Genomic DNA, 14,257 nt, shown 5'->3' with positions numbered 1-14,257 from the left:
AGAGAACAGAGAAGAAAAGTGGATGCGCGCGGTTCAACGCAAGCCGGCGGCCATGAGCCCGCGGCGGCGCAACAGGCGACGCTCGATCGGAGCGAAAAACACCAGTTCGACCAGTATCCCGACGAACAGAATCACCAGGATCGTTGCGAGCACGCCCGCGAGATCGGCCAGTTCGCGGCTCTGGTTAAGCATTGTACCGAGGCCGAATCCGATCGTGCCGCCGGTCGTGATGATCTCCGCAGCCATCAACGAACGCCACGCGAAAGCCCAGCCCTGCTTGAGGCCGGAGAAATAACCGGGCAGCGCGGCCGGAAGCACCACGAGGGTCGCCATCTCGAACCGGGAGGCGCCGAGTACCGTGCCGACGCGGCGAAGCTGCGGCGGAATCTGGTCGATACCCGACACGAGTCCGTTGGCGATCGAGGGGACGGCGCCCATCAAAATGACGAAGTACACCGTGGCATCGGTGAGGCCGAACCAGATGATCGCGGCCGGCACCCACGCGACCGAGGGCAGCACCTGCAGACCAGACAACAGTGGGCCGACGGCCCGTCGTACCGGGCGGCATTCAGCCAGCAGCAGCCCGATCGGGGTGCCGATGGCGACGGCGATCAGAAAGCCGAGACCGCCGCGTTCGAGGCTCGTCGCGACCGCGAGCTGCAGGCGCTCACTCGACCACGCGCTGGCCAGGGCGCCGAACACGTCGAACGGCCCCGGGATCAGGTCCGGCCGCGGTTTGGCGATAAGTATGTAGACCTGCCAGGCCGCGACGAGGGCGATGAGCAGCAGAATCGGTGGCAGGACACCGTCGACGGTGCGGCGAAAGGCTCCGCGGGGCGTTTCGGGGACGGCCTGCAACGAATCCAGGCCGGCTTCGAGGCGACGAAATTCGTCGTGGCCGGGGTCGGGTGTGTGAGGTGCGGCACGGGTGGTGTCAATTCGAGCGTCAAGCGGCATTGCGGCGAATCTCCTCTCGCAGCTGGTCGGTGATCTCGTCGCCCAGACGAGCTACCTCGGGGGATTCGATTCGGCGGGAACCGGTATCGGTGATGGTCCACTCGTTGACGATGCGGCCGGGGCGCGACGACATCAGCAGAATTCGTTCGCCCAACCGGGCCGCTTCCCGCACGTTGTGGGTGACGAAGACGATGGTGCGGCCGGTCTGGCGCCACACCCGTTCGAGCTCTTCGTGCAGCAGGTCCCGGGTGATGGCGTCGAGGGCGGCGAACGGTTCGTCCATGAGCAGCACCTTGCGGTCCTGCGCCAGCGAACGAGCCAGGGCGACTCGCTGCCGCATGCCGCCGGAGAGCTCGTGCGGGCGCTTGTTGGCGGCATCGGCCAGGTTGACCAGATCGAGCAGTTCGAGTGCCGCTGCGCCCCGCGCTTTGCGCGGCACCCCCCGCAGTTTCAGGGCGATCTCCACGTTGCGGCCAGCGGTCAGCCAGGGAAACAGAGCGGCGTCCTGGAACATGACGGCGGCCTTACCGCTCGCCACGGTGACGGCGCCCTCCGTCGGCTTCTCGAGGCCGGCGATGATGTTGAGCAGGGTGGACTTGCCGCATCCGCTCGCGCCGAGCAGGCAGACGAACTGGCCGGCCTCGATCGAGAGGTTGATGTCGTCGAGCACGAGTGGGCCGGTGCCGTAGCGCTTACCGAGGGACTCGATCGTGATTGCGGCAAGCCCCGGGGTAAGGGCCGGATCAGCGGTCTGCACGGGGGCTGTCACGACTGACGTGCGTGCGGGGGAGGTCACGGCGACACGTCCGACCCGGCGCCCGAGCCATCGCCGGCCCGGGTGGGCTCGCCCGGCGCGGTGACGATGCCGGCGGCGAGGGTTGCGCCGTCCTGCGGGTGAATCACGAGAAAAGCGCCCGAGCGGCGGTTCTGCACGTAACGTTCCACGGGCAGATCGCGCGATAAGCGGATGCTGGCCTGCCCGATATCGTTCACGGCCAGGTTTGTCGCCGGTTCAACGCCGAGCGTCGTCAGGTCGAGCCGACCGGTGACCTCACTGATCAGAGCCTGCACCACGGTCGTACCGAACTTCACGAGAACTCGGGCGCTCGGAGCGAGCGGGCGCGGGTCGAGCCAGAACAGGTCGGCTTCGAGTGTTCGGGTAAGAGGCGGCAGGGTGTCGAGCGCTGCGATGATGGCGCCGCGGGCAATGTCGAGATTGTCGGCCAGCTGCAGGGCGACCGACTGCGGCGCGAAGGCTTCGTCGAGAGAGACCCCGGCGAAGTCGATGCCGGTGACCGTGCTGGTGCCGCCGCCGGGTTCAACGCTGACGGTGTCACCCACCTTGATGCTGCCGCTCGCGACCTGGCCGGCATAGGCCCGGTAGTCACGGTAGGAGTCGGCGAGCTCGGGGGCGACGACGACGGAGCCCTGCGGGCGCAGTACGAGCTGCACGGGCAGCCGGAATGCCTCGGAGGCCCGCCCAGATGCGTCCAGGTCATCGATCACGCTGAGCGTCTCCAGCAGTTCAAGCAGGCTCGGCCCGGCGTACCAGGGCGTGCGCTCTGAGCGGTCGACGACGTTGTCGCCGACCAATGCCGACACTGGAATCACGAGAACCTCAGGGATTCCGAGTTCGGCGGTGATGAGACGAACGGATGCTTCCACCTCTCGGTACGCGGCCTCGTCGTAGTCCAGCAGATCGATCTTGTTGACCGCGACGATCACGTGCGGTACCCGCAGCAGCGCGACGACGCTGAGATGCCGGCGTGTCTGCTCGAGCACCCCCTTGCGGGCGTCGATGAGCATGATGACGGCATCCGCTGTGGTGGCGCCGGTGACCATGTTGCGGGTGTACTGCACGTGGCCGGGGCAGTCCGCGAGAATGAATGAGCGCGCGGGCGTTGCGAAATAGCGGTAGGCCACGTCAATGGTGATGCCCTGTTCACGTTCGGCGCGCAGGCCATCGGTCAGGAGGGCGAAGTCGATGCCGCCGCTCTCGCCGCCGAAACCGCGTTCGGTGGAGGTGCGGGTGACCGCTTCGAGCTGGTCGGCCAGGATCGCCTTCGAGTCGTGCAGCAGTCGGCCCACCAGGGTGGACTTTCCGTCGTCGACGGAACCGGCCGTTGCGAAGCGAAACAGGGTGCCTTCGGGAGCGGCGACGATGTCATTTTCGGTGCTGGCCTGGGGGTCAATGGTGAGGGTCATCTGTTATTCCGTTCCCAATCCGCCGGCCGAGACCGGTCCTTCAGAGCGTTCGGCCAGTACGGCGTTGAGCAGTGTCACGTTGAACAGGCCGTTCAGGTCGCCGTCCTTGGCGGTGCCGACCTTGACCGCTTCGCTCAGTGACACCGGAAAGGTCGTGGCGAGCGGGTCGACAGTGAATTTCACTTCGGTCAGGGCGCGAGCCAGAACATCGTCGGCGAGAGCCTTGCCGGTGTCGGCCGTGAGCTGAGCGTTGATGACGGCCGGGGCGTCGGCCGGGTTCTGGGTGAGCCAGTCCACAGCGGTGACGTGCCCGTCGAGCAGGGCCCTCACCGTGTCCGGGTGCTCCTCGAGAAAGGCTTTGCGCACGAGCAATACGGTGGTGGGAAAATCGCCTTTGTCCCACAGGTCGGCTTCATTGACCAGAACGTGGCCGCCGCCTTCGAGCACAAGCCGGGAGACCCAGGGTTCAGGCAGCCAGGCGCCGTCGATCTTGCCGCTCTGGAACAGGGTGAGAGTTTGCGCATTTTCGGTGGGGGACACGGTGACGTCGCCGCCGCCGGTCGTGCTGGTTTCGTAACCCTCGTCGCCGAGCCAGGATCGCAGGGCGACATCCTGGGTGTTGCCCAACTGCGGAGTGGCGAGGATCGTGCCGGCCAGGTCGGCCGGGCTGTCGATGCCGTCTCGCACGACGAGGGCAGCCCCGCCGCTCGTGGCTCCGGCCACGATAACGGCCGACTGGCCGGCGCTTTGAATGAACGTGTTCACGGCTGGGCTCGGGCCGATGTAGGCGGCGTCGATGGCGCCGGCGCTGAGTGCCTCAACGGCCGCCGGGCCAGCGCTGAAAATCTGGGTGCTCAGTTTCGTGTCGCCGAGGGCATCCGCGAAGTAGCCCTTCTGCAGTCCGACGAGCGCCGCGGCGTGGGTGACGTTGTCGAAGTAGCCGAGGCGAAGTTCGGCGGCGGGACCCTGGTCGGTTGCGGGCTCGGTGCTGGCCGTGGCAGCGCATCCACTGAGCAGAAGTGACGTTCCCAGCATGAGTGCGCCCAAACGGAGCGAATTCTTCATTAGAAATATCCTTCCTTTTTGCGGTCTTCCATGGCTGCCTCGGAGATGCGGTCGTCGGCGCGGGTCGCGCCGCGTTCGGTGATGGTGCTCACTCCCACCTCGCGCACGACGTCGGAGACGGATACCGCTGCTGAGTCGACCGCGCCGGTGCAGCTCATATCGCCCACCGTGCGGTAGCGCACGGTGCGAAGTTCGATGGTCTCGTCGGCTCGTGCCGGGCTGACCGGGCTAACGGCACGCCACATGTCGTCGCGGCGGTACACCTCACGTTCATGGGCGTAGTAGAGCGGGGGCAGTTCGATGTTTTCGCGTTCGATGTAGCGCCAGACGTTGAGTTCGGTCCAGTTGCTGATCGGGAAGGCGCGAACGTGTTGGCCGACGGTGTGGCGGCCGTTGTAGAGGTTCCACAGTTCGGGGCGTTGGTTGCGCGGGTCCCACTGCCCGAACTCATCGCGTAGCGAGAGGATGCGCTCCTTCGCGCGCGCTTTGTCTTCGTCGCGACGGGCGCCGCCGAAGACCGCGTCGTGCCGACCGGCTGCAATAGCGTCGAGCAGCGGGAGGGTCTGCAGGGGGTTGCGGGTGCCATCGGCGCGTTCCGCCAGGCGGCCGTCGGCGATGTAATCCTCGACCTTGGCGACGGTCAGACGTACGCCGTGCGCGGCGACGGTCTTGTCGCGAAACTCGAGCACTTCGGGAAAGTTGTGGCCGGTGTCCACATGCAGCAGCGAGAACGGAATCTTGCCGGGCCAGAACGCCTTCGCGGCGAGGTGCAGTACCACGACGGAGTCCTTGCCGCCGCTGAACAGCAGGACGGGGCGTTCGAACTCGGCGACGACCTCGCGAATAATGTGGATCGCTTCGCTCTCGAGCACGTCAAGTTCGGAGAGGCGGTGTGAAGTTGCGATCGTCATAGGTGGAGCCCGCATTCTGTCTTCTCGAGGGTGGCCCAGCGGCCGGAACGGGGGTCAGCACCAGCCGCGACGGGCTGGGTGCACGGGGCGCAACCAATGGAGGGATAGCCCTGGGAGAGCAATATGTTCACGGGAACTTGGTGTTCGGTGGCGTAGTCCATGAGCTCGTCATAGCTCCAGGCGGCAACCGGGTTCACCTTCACCAAACCGTTGCGTTCGTCCCAGGTCACCAGTGGCGTGGCGGCGCGGGTGGGTGCTTCGTCCCGGCGCACACCGGTGAACCACAGCTCGTAGCCGCTGAGCGACCTCTGTAGCGGTTCGACCTTGCGCATCGCGCAGCAGGCGTTCGGGTCGCGGGCAAAGAGTTCGGCGCCGTGCAGAGCATCCTGCTCCGGCACCGTCGTCAGCGGCAGCACGTCGACAATCGTCACCGGCAGGGCGGCAGCTACCGCGTCGCGGGTCGCATAGGTCTCGGCGAAGTGATACCCGGTGTCGAGAAAGAGCACGTCGACGCCGGGCAGTTGCTGCGACACGATCTCGGGCAGCACCGCGTCGGCCATGGAGCAGGCGACGGCGACAGAGCCAACGCCGAAATTGCGGGCGACCCAGGCGACGACCTCGGCGGCGGTGGCCTCACGGTTGTTGGCGGCAGCGGCGGCTGCGAGCTCACTGGAGCCAGCTTCGGCGAGAGCCTGAAGCTCGACGCCCGATCGACGTGGTGGCAGGTCGCGGGCGGGAGACGTGGCAGCGGGGGTCTGGCGATCCTTGGCGTTCAGGTTGACAGCGCTCATTTGAGGTCCTCTTCATCGGCGCGGTGTGCCCACTGCGCAAAAGTTTCGTCGGCGCTGCGGGCGGCCAGAAAGCGCAGCACGAGGCGTTCGACGTAGTCGGTGAGGTTCTCGGCGGTTACCTTGAGGCCACGCACGGTACGGCCGAGGCCGGCTTCTTCGCGATCGACCGAGGCGAGACCGCCGCCCAGGTGCACCTGGAAGCCCGGAGTGGAACCGCCGTTGCCATCCGGCAGCAGCTGGCCTTTCAGCCCGATATCCGCCGTCTGAATGCGGGCGCAGGAGTTGGGGCAGCCGTTGACGTGCAGGGTGATCGGGTGCGGGGCCTCGATGGTGGCGAGGCGTTGTTCGAGCTCGAGGATGGCATCCGTTGCCGTCTGCTTGGTTTCGACAATGGCGAGTTTGCAGAATTCGATGCCGGTGCAGGCGACGGTGGAGCGGCGGAACAAACTGGGGCGGGCCGACAACCCGATCTCGTCGAGGGCCGCGATGAGCGGCTCCACGTGCTCCTCTGCCACGTCGAGCACCACGATCTTCTGGTGCGGGGTCGTGCGCAGCCTGCTCGAGCCGTAGGTTTCGAGCAGGTCGGCGAGGCGGATGAGGGTTTGGCCGGAGACTCGGCCGACGAAGGGGGCCACACCGATGTAGAAGCGGCCGTCTTTCTGTTTGTGCACACCGATGTGGTCACCCTGCGTCTTTGGGCGCGGCGCAGCGGGCCCGTCTGGCAGGGGGTAGCCGAGGTACTCGTCTTCGAGAATGCGACGGAATTTCTCGGTGCCCCATTCGGCGAGTAGAAACTTCAGGCGTGCTTTGCCGCGGAGGCGGCGGTAGCCGTAGTCCCGAAAGATCGAGGTGACGCCGCGCCACACCTCGGACACTCGGTCTTCGGCCACGAAGGCACCGAGCCGTTCGGCGAAACGTGGGGTGGTGCTGAGGGCGCCGCCTACCCAGAGGTCATAGCCGATGCCGAGCTCGGGGTGGTCGACGGCTACGAGACCGATGTCGTTGATCTCGTGCACGACATCCTGGCTCGGGTGGCCGGTGATGGCCGTCTTGAACTTGCGGGGCAGGTTGGCGAATTCGTCGGTGCCGAGGTACTTACGGGCGATTTCGGCGATGGCCTCGGTGGGGTCGATGAGTTCGTCGGCAGCGATTCCGGCCACGGGGGAGCCGAGGAAGACGCGGGGTACGTCTCCGCAGGCCTGGGTGGTTTCCAGGCCGACGGCTTCGAGGCGGCGCCAGATTTCGGGCATGTCCTCGATTTGGATCCAGTGCAGCTGAATATTCTGGCGGTCGGTGATATCGGCCGTGTCGCGGCCGAAGTCGCGGGAGACCTCACCGATCACGCGGGTCTGTTCGGTGGTGAGTTGGCCGCCGTCGATGCGCACCCGCAGCATGAAGTAGCGGTCTTCGAGTTCTTCCGGCTCGAGGGTGGCAGTCCTGCCGCCGTCGATGCCGGGCTTGCGCTGCGTGTAGAGGCCCCACCAGCGAAAACGGCCGTGCAGGTCGGTGCCGTCAATGGAATCGAACCCCTGCTTGGAATAGATTTCTTCGATGCGGCCACGCACAGCGAGGCCGTTGTCGATCTGCTTCCAGACCTCGTTGCCGTTGAGCGGTTCGGTGCCGTCTATCTTCCACTGGCCGTTCGGGCGGGTTGAAGGCCGCGGCGGACGAGCTGCGGGCAGCTTCGTCGCAGCCGGTGCGTTCGCGGCCACGGCCGTTTCGCTGTGCACCGTCTCGGATTCGTTCGGCACGTGGGCTCCCTCGGTTTGCGGCGCCGCCCCGGGGTTTACGAACCGGAGCAACGACTCTCACGCTACTGCGCCGCACGAACAGAGGCGCGGTGAGCTGGTCATGCGCTGTCACACACTGTCACGCGGCGTCACACAGGTTGCGCGGAACCGTTCGAGTGTTCGGTCGGCTGCTGGCATGCTGCGGCTTGCCCGCGTCCCTCGCCGCGCGGAAGGCGGCGACGTCCCCGTAGGCTAAGCACATGGCTGAACGAACCCCCTGGTCCCTCTCTGGCGCACTGCGCGGAATGTTTGCGAAGAAGACCATCGACGCGGACACCTGGGACGACCTCGAGGACGCCCTGCTGAAGGCCGATTTCGGTCCGAATGTCACCGAAGCCGTCATCGCCGACCTGCGTGCCAAGGTCGCCAAATACAACACGACCGACCCGACCGACCTTCAGCGGATGCTGCGTGAAGGTATCGAAGAGCGACTCTCGGTTCTCGACTCCACCCTCACGCTCTCCGATCGGCCGGCCGTCGTGCTCGTCGTCGGCGTCAACGGCGTCGGCAAGACCACGACGATCGGCAAATTCGCAAAATTTCTCAATACCTACGGTCGCAGCGTTGTGATCGGGGCTGCTGATACATTCCGGGCGGGCGCTGTCGAACAGCTGGCCACCTGGGCCGAGCGCGCCGAGGCGCAGATCGTGAAACCGCAGATGACCGGCCAGGATCCGGCATCCGTTGCTTTTCAGACCGTAGAGAAGGCGAAGAACGAGGGCATTGAAATCGTGCTCATCGACACCGCCGGTCGGCTACAGACCAAGGGAGGCCTGATGGACGAGCTCACTAAGATTCGGCGGGTGGTGGAGAAGCAGGGGCCGATCGCCGAGGTGCTGCTCGTACTCGACGCGACGACCGGCCAGAACGGGCTCGCGCAGGCCGAAGCGTTCATCGAGCACGCCGGGGTGACCGGGCTCGTGCTGACCAAGCTTGATGGCTCCGCCCGTGGCGGCTTCGTGCTGGCGGTACAGGAGAAGACCGGCATTCCGATCAAACTGGTTGGGCAGGGTGAAGGCATCAATGACCTCACCGGTTTCACCCCGCACGTGTTCGCCCAGAAACTCGTCGGCTGATTGACCAATACATTCAAGGGACAGTGAGGCCAGCATGAGCATTGAACACGATTTCTTCGGAATTCTCGGCGACGAAGACGAAGGAGAGGTGTACTGGTCGGACTCCGTTGAGCTCGGCGACCAGAGCATCGAAATCGATCTCAGTTCGCCCGATGAAGATTCGGTGATCACCGAGGCGCTCGACATTGCTGCTGCGATGATCAGCTCGATGGAGGACCTCGACTCCCAGGTGCGCGAATCCCTCGTGGCTGATCTGTCGGCCGAGGTATCGGTGACGAGCCAGTACATCGGTGAGCAGCTCGACGAGATGGACCAGGAGGCGATCGAAAACGCCATCATCTGGGATTCCGGCGACCAGCAGATTGACTTTCTGCGCTCGCTGCGCCTGCAGCGCATCAGTTTTCACCCGCATCACGCCGGCAGCGAGGCGCACTTCGCGGTGCTCGAATACGCCATCAGTCCCGACGATACCGACGGCCTGCTCGTCGTGACGATCGACGTGCACGGCGACACGGTCCTGGTTGCCCTGGACAGCTGATCGGACGGGGCCCGGGCCCCGTCCGCGGGCCCAGTTTATAAACTGGGCCCGTGTTCATAAGGTGGGCCGCGAGCGTGCGCGGGCCGCCTGCCCTGCTACCCCAAGTGCGCAGCGGGCTCCGTGCCGAGCAGATCTTCCCTGCGTGGGCGTACCAGGAAGAATGCAATGGGCGCCGCCGCGAAGATGATGATGGCCGCCCACAGAAACGCGGACTGGTAGCCGCTCACGAGCGCGCCGAACTGTGCGGCCGGTGAGGGCACCGTGCCGACCAGATAGGAACTCACGGCGGCCGTATAGAGCGCGGTGAACAGCGCGGTTCCGAGCGAGCCGCCGATCTGCTGCATGGCCGTCACGGCCGCGCTTGCCGCGCCGGCGTCGTGTTCGGCAATTCCGGACAGGGCCACGTTTTGAAGAGGCACGAAGATCAGGGCGAGGCCGGCTCCGAGCAGAATGAGCCCGGGCAGCACCTCCAGCGCATAGTTTCCGCCCACCGTGATGCCGGTCAGCCAGAGCAGGCCGGCTGCGCCGACGATCGGGCCGACAGTCATTGGAATGCGTACGCCGGTGCTGGCCAGAAACTTTGACAGCACCCCCGCACCGATCATGATCGTCGCCGTCATCGGGAGGGAAGCGAGACCGGACTGGATCGGGGTGTATCCCAGCACGATCTGAAAATAGAGCGTGAGAAAAAGCAGTCCGCCAAGAAGCGCAGCGCCGGAAAGCAAAGCGGTGAGAAAGGCTCCGCCGCGCACCTTGTCGACGATAATGCGCAACGGCAGAAGCGGATGATTGGACCGGCTCTCCACAAACACGAACAGTGCCAGCAGCACCAGTCCGAGCGGGAGGCAGACGAGCACGGGCCAGCTGCCCCAGCCATTCTCGGCCTGTGCGAAGCCGAAGACGAGGGAACCGAGACCGAACGCCACGAGAATGGCCCCCGGCACGTCATACCGGGTGTTGCCGTGCGCCTTACTTTCTCGGATCACCGGAAGGGCGGCCGCAATCGCGACGATCGCGATCGGCACGTTCACGAACAGGCACCAGCGCCAGCTCGCGTACTCGGTGAGCACGCCGCCGAGAATGAGGCCAACGGCCGCGCCACCGCCGGCGATTGCGCCGTAGAGGGCAAAGGCCTTGATGCGGTCCTTGCCGCCGGGAAAATTCACGGTGAGTAGGGCGAGCGAGGCCGGAGCGAGTAAGGCTGCGAACAGCCCCTGCAGACCACGAGCAGCCAGTAGCTCCCCGGTGTTTTGCGCGGCACCGCCGATGGCCGAAGCGATGGCGAACCCGGCCATGCCCACGATGAAGGAGCGTTTGCGGCCCCAGAAGTCGGCGATGCGCCCGCCGAGCAGCAGCAGCGCGCCGAACACCAGCGAGTAGAGAGTGACGACCCAGGTACGGTCGCCGTCACTCATGCCGAGCGCGATCTGCGCCTGGGGAAGCGCGATGTTCACAATGGTGCCGTCCAGCACGACGGTGAGCTGGGCGAGCGCCACAATGGCAAGTAGCCACCAGCGGCGAGGGTGGGCCGCTGGCGGATGAGTGGAAACGGATGACGCGGCGGCCAGCGAGGCCGAGGCGGTACTGGGTGGATCGGTGCGAAATCGTGGGCTCGGCATAAAGGTCACTATACCGAACGAACTAGTTCGTTTTTATAAATTATTGGTTATAATCAACGGTATGACACGAGGCGGAGCAGACCCACAGACCCGGATTCTCGAGGCTGCGCGCGCGGAATTCGCCGCTCACGGCCTCGCTGGTGCGCGCATCGACCGCATCGCCAAGACTGCGTCGGCCAGCAAGGAACGCCTCTACGCGTACTACTCCGACAAGAAACAACTCTTCCTCGAGGTTCTCGAGTTAAATCTGCGGGAGTTTTCGAGTGACGCTGTGCTGACTGACAATGATGTACCGGCCTTCGCGGGAGCGCTATTCGACCACGCGATGCTCCACGGTGACCATCTGCGCATGATCGATTGGGCGCGCCTCGAAACCGATGGTACCTGGCTGCCGGCCCTGGAAGTCATGCTGGGCTACCGAGACGAACAGGTGCGCCGCATCCGTCTGGCCCAGGCCGCCGGCCGGGTCGATACATCGTGGGAGCCGGCGCAGCTCATGACGCTCGTCTTCGGTATCGCCTCGGCCTGGGTGCACGAGCCCGGCGGGATGCTGACGCACGGCGGCGGTTTCGACTCGGCGGCCGTAGCAGTCCGGCGCGCCAACGTCATCCGTGCGGTCGAACGGCTGATCGCACCGAGCGCAACGCCTGCGATAAACTGACGCCACTATGGCAACTTTTGGAAACCTCTCAGATCGTCTTGCCGAGACGTTCAAAAACCTCCGCACCAAGGGCAAGCTCAGCGCAGCGGATGTCGACGGCACCGTTCGGGAGATTCGCCGCGCGCTGCTCGACGCCGACGTCGCCCTCGAGGTCGTCAAGGACTTCACCGGTAAGGTTCGAGAGCGCGCATTAGGCGACGAGGTCAGCAAGGCGCTGAACCCGGCCCAGCAGGTCGTGCAGATCGTCAACGACGAACTCATCACGATTCTCGGCGGCCAGCAGCGTCGGTTGGAATTCGCCAAGAAACCGCCGACCATCATCATGCTCGCCGGCCTGCAGGGTGCCGGTAAGACCACCCTCGCCGGCAAGCTCGCCAAGTGGCTCGCCAAAGACGGCCACACCCCTCTGCTGGTGGCCGCCGACCTGCAGCGCCCCAACGCGGTCACTCAGCTCGAGGTCGTCGCCAAACAAGCCGGCGTCGCCGTGTACGCGCCTGAGCCCGGTAACGGCGTCGGCGACCCGGTCAAGGTTGCCCGCGACGGCGTGAAGTACGCCCTGCAGAAGGTGCACGACGTCGTCATCGTCGACACCGCTGGCCGGCTCGGCGTCGATGCCGAGCTCATGAAACAAGCCGCCAACATCCGCAAGGCGATCGATCCCGACGAGGTGCTCTTCGTCATCGATGCCATGATCGGCCAGGACGCCGTCGCAACGGCGAAGGCGTTCCAGGACGGCGTCGACTTCACCGGCGTCGTGCTCACCAAGCTCGACGGCGACGCGCGCGGTGGCGCGGCCCTCTCGGTCGCGAGCCTCACCGGTCGCCCGATTATGTTCGCCTCCACCGGTGAAGGACTCGACGACTTCGAGCCGTTCCACCCCGACCGTATGGCCGGCCGCATCCTCGACCTCGGTGACATCCTCACCCTGATCGAGCAGGCGCAGGGCGCGTTCGACGAAGACGAGGCCCGCAAGGTCGCCGAGAAGTTCGCGACCGACACCTTCACCCTCGACGACTTCCTCGGCCAGATGCAGCAACTGCGCAACATGGGCTCGATCAAGAAGATGATGAGCATGTTGCCCGGCGCCGGCGCTATGAAGGCCCAGCTCGAGAACTTCGACGAGCGTGAAATCGTGCGCACCGAGGCCATCATCCAGTCGATGACCAAGCTCGAACGCACCACTCCGAAGCTGCTCAACGGCTCCCGCCGCCTGCGCATCGCCCGGGGCTCCGGGTCGAGCGTCACCGAGGTCAACCAGCTCGTGCAGCGCTTCGAGCAGGCCGCCAAGATGATGAAGACCGTCGCCAAGGGCGGAATGCCCAACATTCCCGGCATGGGACCGATTCCCGGCGCCGGCTACGGCGGTAAGCCCAAGGTGGCGCAGAAGAAGAAGGGGTCAAAGTCGGGCAACCCCGCCAAACGTGCCGCCGAGAATGCAGCGATCGCCTCGGGGATCAAGCCCGTCGGTGACGCTGCTTCAGCGGATGCCCCCGGCTCAGGTTTTGGCCTCGGCTCCAGCGCCCAGCCCGGCAAGGGCAAGGCCGGCGGCCCCACCGAAGAAGAAATGGCCGCGTTGCAGAAAATGCTCGGCCGGTAGCGCGCCCCGTGCACGCGCCTATCTGTGGACGGGGCCCGGGCCCCGTCCCTGGGCCCAGTTTATAAAGTGGGCCCGTGTTCATAAGGTGGGCCCGAAGCGCATGCTGCGCGATCTGAATGAGTCCAGTCCCAGGTCGCGGCTCAGCCCGGGTGCGGCCCTAGGCTGGTCACGTGACTTCAACGACGAACCAACAGGTGCGCATCGGCGTGCAGATCGCCCCTCAGCACGCCGAGTACTCAAAGATTCGGGACACGCTCACGGATGTCGAGACGCGCGGGTTCGACATCGCCTTCAACTGGGACCACTTCTTTCCGCTCAGCGGAGAGCCCGACGGCCTGCACTTCGAATCATGGACGATCCTCGCCGCTTGGGCCGAGCAGACGACGACCATCGAATTCGGCGCCCTGGTCAACTGCAACAGCTACCGCAATGCCGATCTGCAGGCCGACATGGCCCGCACGATTGACCATATCAGCGGCGGACGCTTCATCTTCGGCACTGGCGCCGGGTGGTTCGAGCGCGACTACCAGGAGTACGGCTACGAGTTCGGCACGCCCGGAACCCGGCTGAACGCCCTCGACGACAGCCTGAACCGTATCGAGGCCCGCTGGGCCACGATCAACCCGCCGCCGACCCGCGACATCCCGGTGCTCATCGGCGGCGGCGGCGAGAAGAAAACCCTGCGCATCGTTGCCCAGCACGCCGACATCTGGCACTCGTTCTCCAACCCCGAGGTACTCGAACACAAGCTCGGCGTGCTCGGCGCCTGGTGCGACGAGGTCGGCCGGGATATCGCCGAGATCGAAATCTCCACCGAGCTGCGCGGGCGTACCGATGCTGACGCGGACGCCCTCTACGACCTCGGTACCCGCCTGTTCACCGTCGGAATCACCGGGCCGGACTACGACCTGGGCGAAGCCATCGACTGGTTGGCTTGGCGCGACAGCAAGAACGCCTGATAGACGCGCTCCCCAAGCCCGATCAACGCTGAGGATGACGGCGGCCGGTCGCGTGATAGGTTCGCCACCGTGAGAGCGGTCAGGGCGC

The 14,257-nt window shown here is 65.5% G+C and carries 13 protein-coding genes; 5 read left to right on the top strand and 8 right to left on the bottom strand.

All coding sequences use genetic code 11. The annotated features are described in order from the left end of the window. Positions 1 to 33: 33 nt before the first annotated feature. Genes CXY74_RS13605 through CXY74_RS13575 form a run of 7 tightly spaced genes read right to left on the bottom strand, consistent with a single transcriptional unit; the run spans position 34 to position 7,680 of the window. Entirely contained in the window at positions 34 to 957 is a 924-nt protein-coding gene (locus CXY74_RS13605; protein ID WP_104200918.1) for an ABC transporter permease, read from the bottom strand. Beyond that, positions 947 to 1,726 (bottom strand): ABC transporter ATP-binding protein, encoded by a 780-nt coding sequence (locus CXY74_RS13600; RefSeq protein ID WP_233193401.1) that lies wholly within the window; start codon positions 1,724 to 1,726, stop codon positions 947 to 949. Before CXY74_RS13600 ends, CXY74_RS13605 begins: the two co-directional genes overlap by 11 nt. A gap of 23 nt (positions 1,727 to 1,749) precedes the next feature. After that, the gene (locus CXY74_RS13595) at positions 1,750 to 3,162 is read right to left on the bottom strand and encodes a sulfate adenylyltransferase subunit 1 (protein ID WP_104200917.1); all 1,413 of its coding nucleotides are present in this window, start codon (positions 3,160 to 3,162) and stop codon (positions 1,750 to 1,752) included. Between the two features lie 3 nt (positions 3,163 to 3,165). Continuing rightward, on the bottom strand, positions 3,166 to 4,227 hold the full coding sequence (locus CXY74_RS13590; protein WP_104200916.1) for an ABC transporter substrate-binding protein: 1,062 nt from the start codon (positions 4,225 to 4,227) through the stop codon (positions 3,166 to 3,168). Then, the gene (gene cysD, locus CXY74_RS13585) at positions 4,227 to 5,138 is read right to left on the bottom strand and encodes a sulfate adenylyltransferase subunit CysD (protein ID WP_199183237.1); all 912 of its coding nucleotides are present in this window, start codon (positions 5,136 to 5,138) and stop codon (positions 4,227 to 4,229) included. Before cysD ends, CXY74_RS13590 begins: the two co-directional genes overlap by 1 nt. Next, complete coding sequence (locus tag CXY74_RS13580) at positions 5,135 to 5,929, bottom strand: phosphoadenylyl-sulfate reductase (RefSeq protein ID WP_104200914.1); 795 nt, start codon at positions 5,927 to 5,929, stop codon at positions 5,135 to 5,137. Before CXY74_RS13580 ends, cysD begins: the two co-directional genes overlap by 4 nt. Beyond that, positions 5,926 to 7,680 (bottom strand): nitrite/sulfite reductase, encoded by a 1,755-nt coding sequence (locus CXY74_RS13575; RefSeq protein ID WP_370446154.1) that lies wholly within the window; start codon positions 7,678 to 7,680, stop codon positions 5,926 to 5,928. The genes CXY74_RS13580 and CXY74_RS13575 overlap by 4 nt, the downstream gene beginning before the upstream one ends. A gap of 239 nt (positions 7,681 to 7,919) precedes the next feature. On the opposite strand from CXY74_RS13575, the gene ftsY reads away from it, so the two are divergent. Next, on the top strand, positions 7,920 to 8,795 hold the full coding sequence (gene ftsY, locus CXY74_RS13570; protein ID WP_104197680.1) for a signal recognition particle-docking protein FtsY: 876 nt from the start codon (positions 7,920 to 7,922) through the stop codon (positions 8,793 to 8,795). A 34-nt stretch (positions 8,796 to 8,829) separates the two neighbouring features. Continuing rightward, entirely contained in the window at positions 8,830 to 9,333 is a 504-nt protein-coding gene (locus CXY74_RS13565; protein WP_104200913.1) for a DUF2004 domain-containing protein, read from the top strand. Between the two features lie 95 nt (positions 9,334 to 9,428). Here the strand turns inward: CXY74_RS13565 and CXY74_RS13560 are convergent, their stop codons facing one another. Then, complete coding sequence (locus CXY74_RS13560) at positions 9,429 to 10,952, bottom strand: MFS transporter (protein WP_104200912.1); 1,524 nt, start codon at positions 10,950 to 10,952, stop codon at positions 9,429 to 9,431. A 61-nt stretch (positions 10,953 to 11,013) separates the two neighbouring features. Here CXY74_RS13560 and CXY74_RS13555 point away from each other — a divergent pair, with 61 nt between their 5' ends. The 3 genes from CXY74_RS13555 to CXY74_RS13545 all read left to right on the top strand — a co-directional run bounded on the left by CXY74_RS13555 (position 11,014) and on the right by CXY74_RS13545 (position 14,169). Next, positions 11,014 to 11,613 (top strand): TetR family transcriptional regulator, encoded by a 600-nt coding sequence (locus tag CXY74_RS13555; RefSeq protein ID WP_104200911.1) that lies wholly within the window; start codon positions 11,014 to 11,016, stop codon positions 11,611 to 11,613. A 7-nt stretch (positions 11,614 to 11,620) separates the two neighbouring features. Continuing rightward, on the top strand, positions 11,621 to 13,210 hold the full coding sequence (gene ffh, locus CXY74_RS13550) for a signal recognition particle protein (protein ID WP_104200910.1): 1,590 nt from the start codon (positions 11,621 to 11,623) through the stop codon (positions 13,208 to 13,210). A 170-nt stretch (positions 13,211 to 13,380) separates the two neighbouring features. Continuing rightward, the gene (locus tag CXY74_RS13545; RefSeq protein WP_104200909.1) at positions 13,381 to 14,169 is read left to right on the top strand and encodes an LLM class F420-dependent oxidoreductase; all 789 of its coding nucleotides are present in this window, start codon (positions 13,381 to 13,383) and stop codon (positions 14,167 to 14,169) included. The last annotated feature ends 88 nt before the right edge of the window (positions 14,170 to 14,257 follow it).

It is taken from the genome of Cryobacterium sp. Y29, assembly GCF_002929825.1.
In the GTDB taxonomy this organism is placed as follows: domain Bacteria; phylum Actinomycetota; class Actinomycetes; order Actinomycetales; family Microbacteriaceae; genus Cryobacterium.
Note: the sequence above shows the minus strand (reverse complement) of the source record. Positions and strands in the feature narration are given on the sequence as shown.

Coding starts and splice junctions, on each gene's coding strand:
- cysD (WP_199183237.1), bottom strand. CDS start 5,138: ATGACGATCGCAACTTCACACCGCCTCTCCGAACTTGACGTGCTCGAG.
- CXY74_RS13555 (WP_104200911.1), top strand. CDS start 11,014: ATGACACGAGGCGGAGCAGACCCACAGACCCGGATTCTCGAGGCTGCG.
- CXY74_RS13590 (WP_104200916.1), bottom strand. CDS start 4,227: ATGAAGAATTCGCTCCGTTTGGGCGCACTCATGCTGGGAACGTCACTT.
- CXY74_RS13560 (WP_104200912.1), bottom strand. CDS start 10,952: ATGCCGAGCCCACGATTTCGCACCGATCCACCCAGTACCGCCTCGGCC.
- ffh (WP_104200910.1), top strand. CDS start 11,621: ATGGCAACTTTTGGAAACCTCTCAGATCGTCTTGCCGAGACGTTCAAA.
- CXY74_RS13595 (WP_104200917.1), bottom strand. CDS start 3,162: ATGACCCTCACCATTGACCCCCAGGCCAGCACCGAAAATGACATCGTC.
- CXY74_RS13580 (WP_104200914.1), bottom strand. CDS start 5,929: ATGAGCGCTGTCAACCTGAACGCCAAGGATCGCCAGACCCCCGCTGCC.
- CXY74_RS13605 (WP_104200918.1), bottom strand. CDS start 957: ATGCCGCTTGACGCTCGAATTGACACCACCCGTGCCGCACCTCACACA.
- ftsY (WP_104197680.1), top strand. CDS start 7,920: ATGGCTGAACGAACCCCCTGGTCCCTCTCTGGCGCACTGCGCGGAATG.
- CXY74_RS13565 (WP_104200913.1), top strand. CDS start 8,830: ATGAGCATTGAACACGATTTCTTCGGAATTCTCGGCGACGAAGACGAA.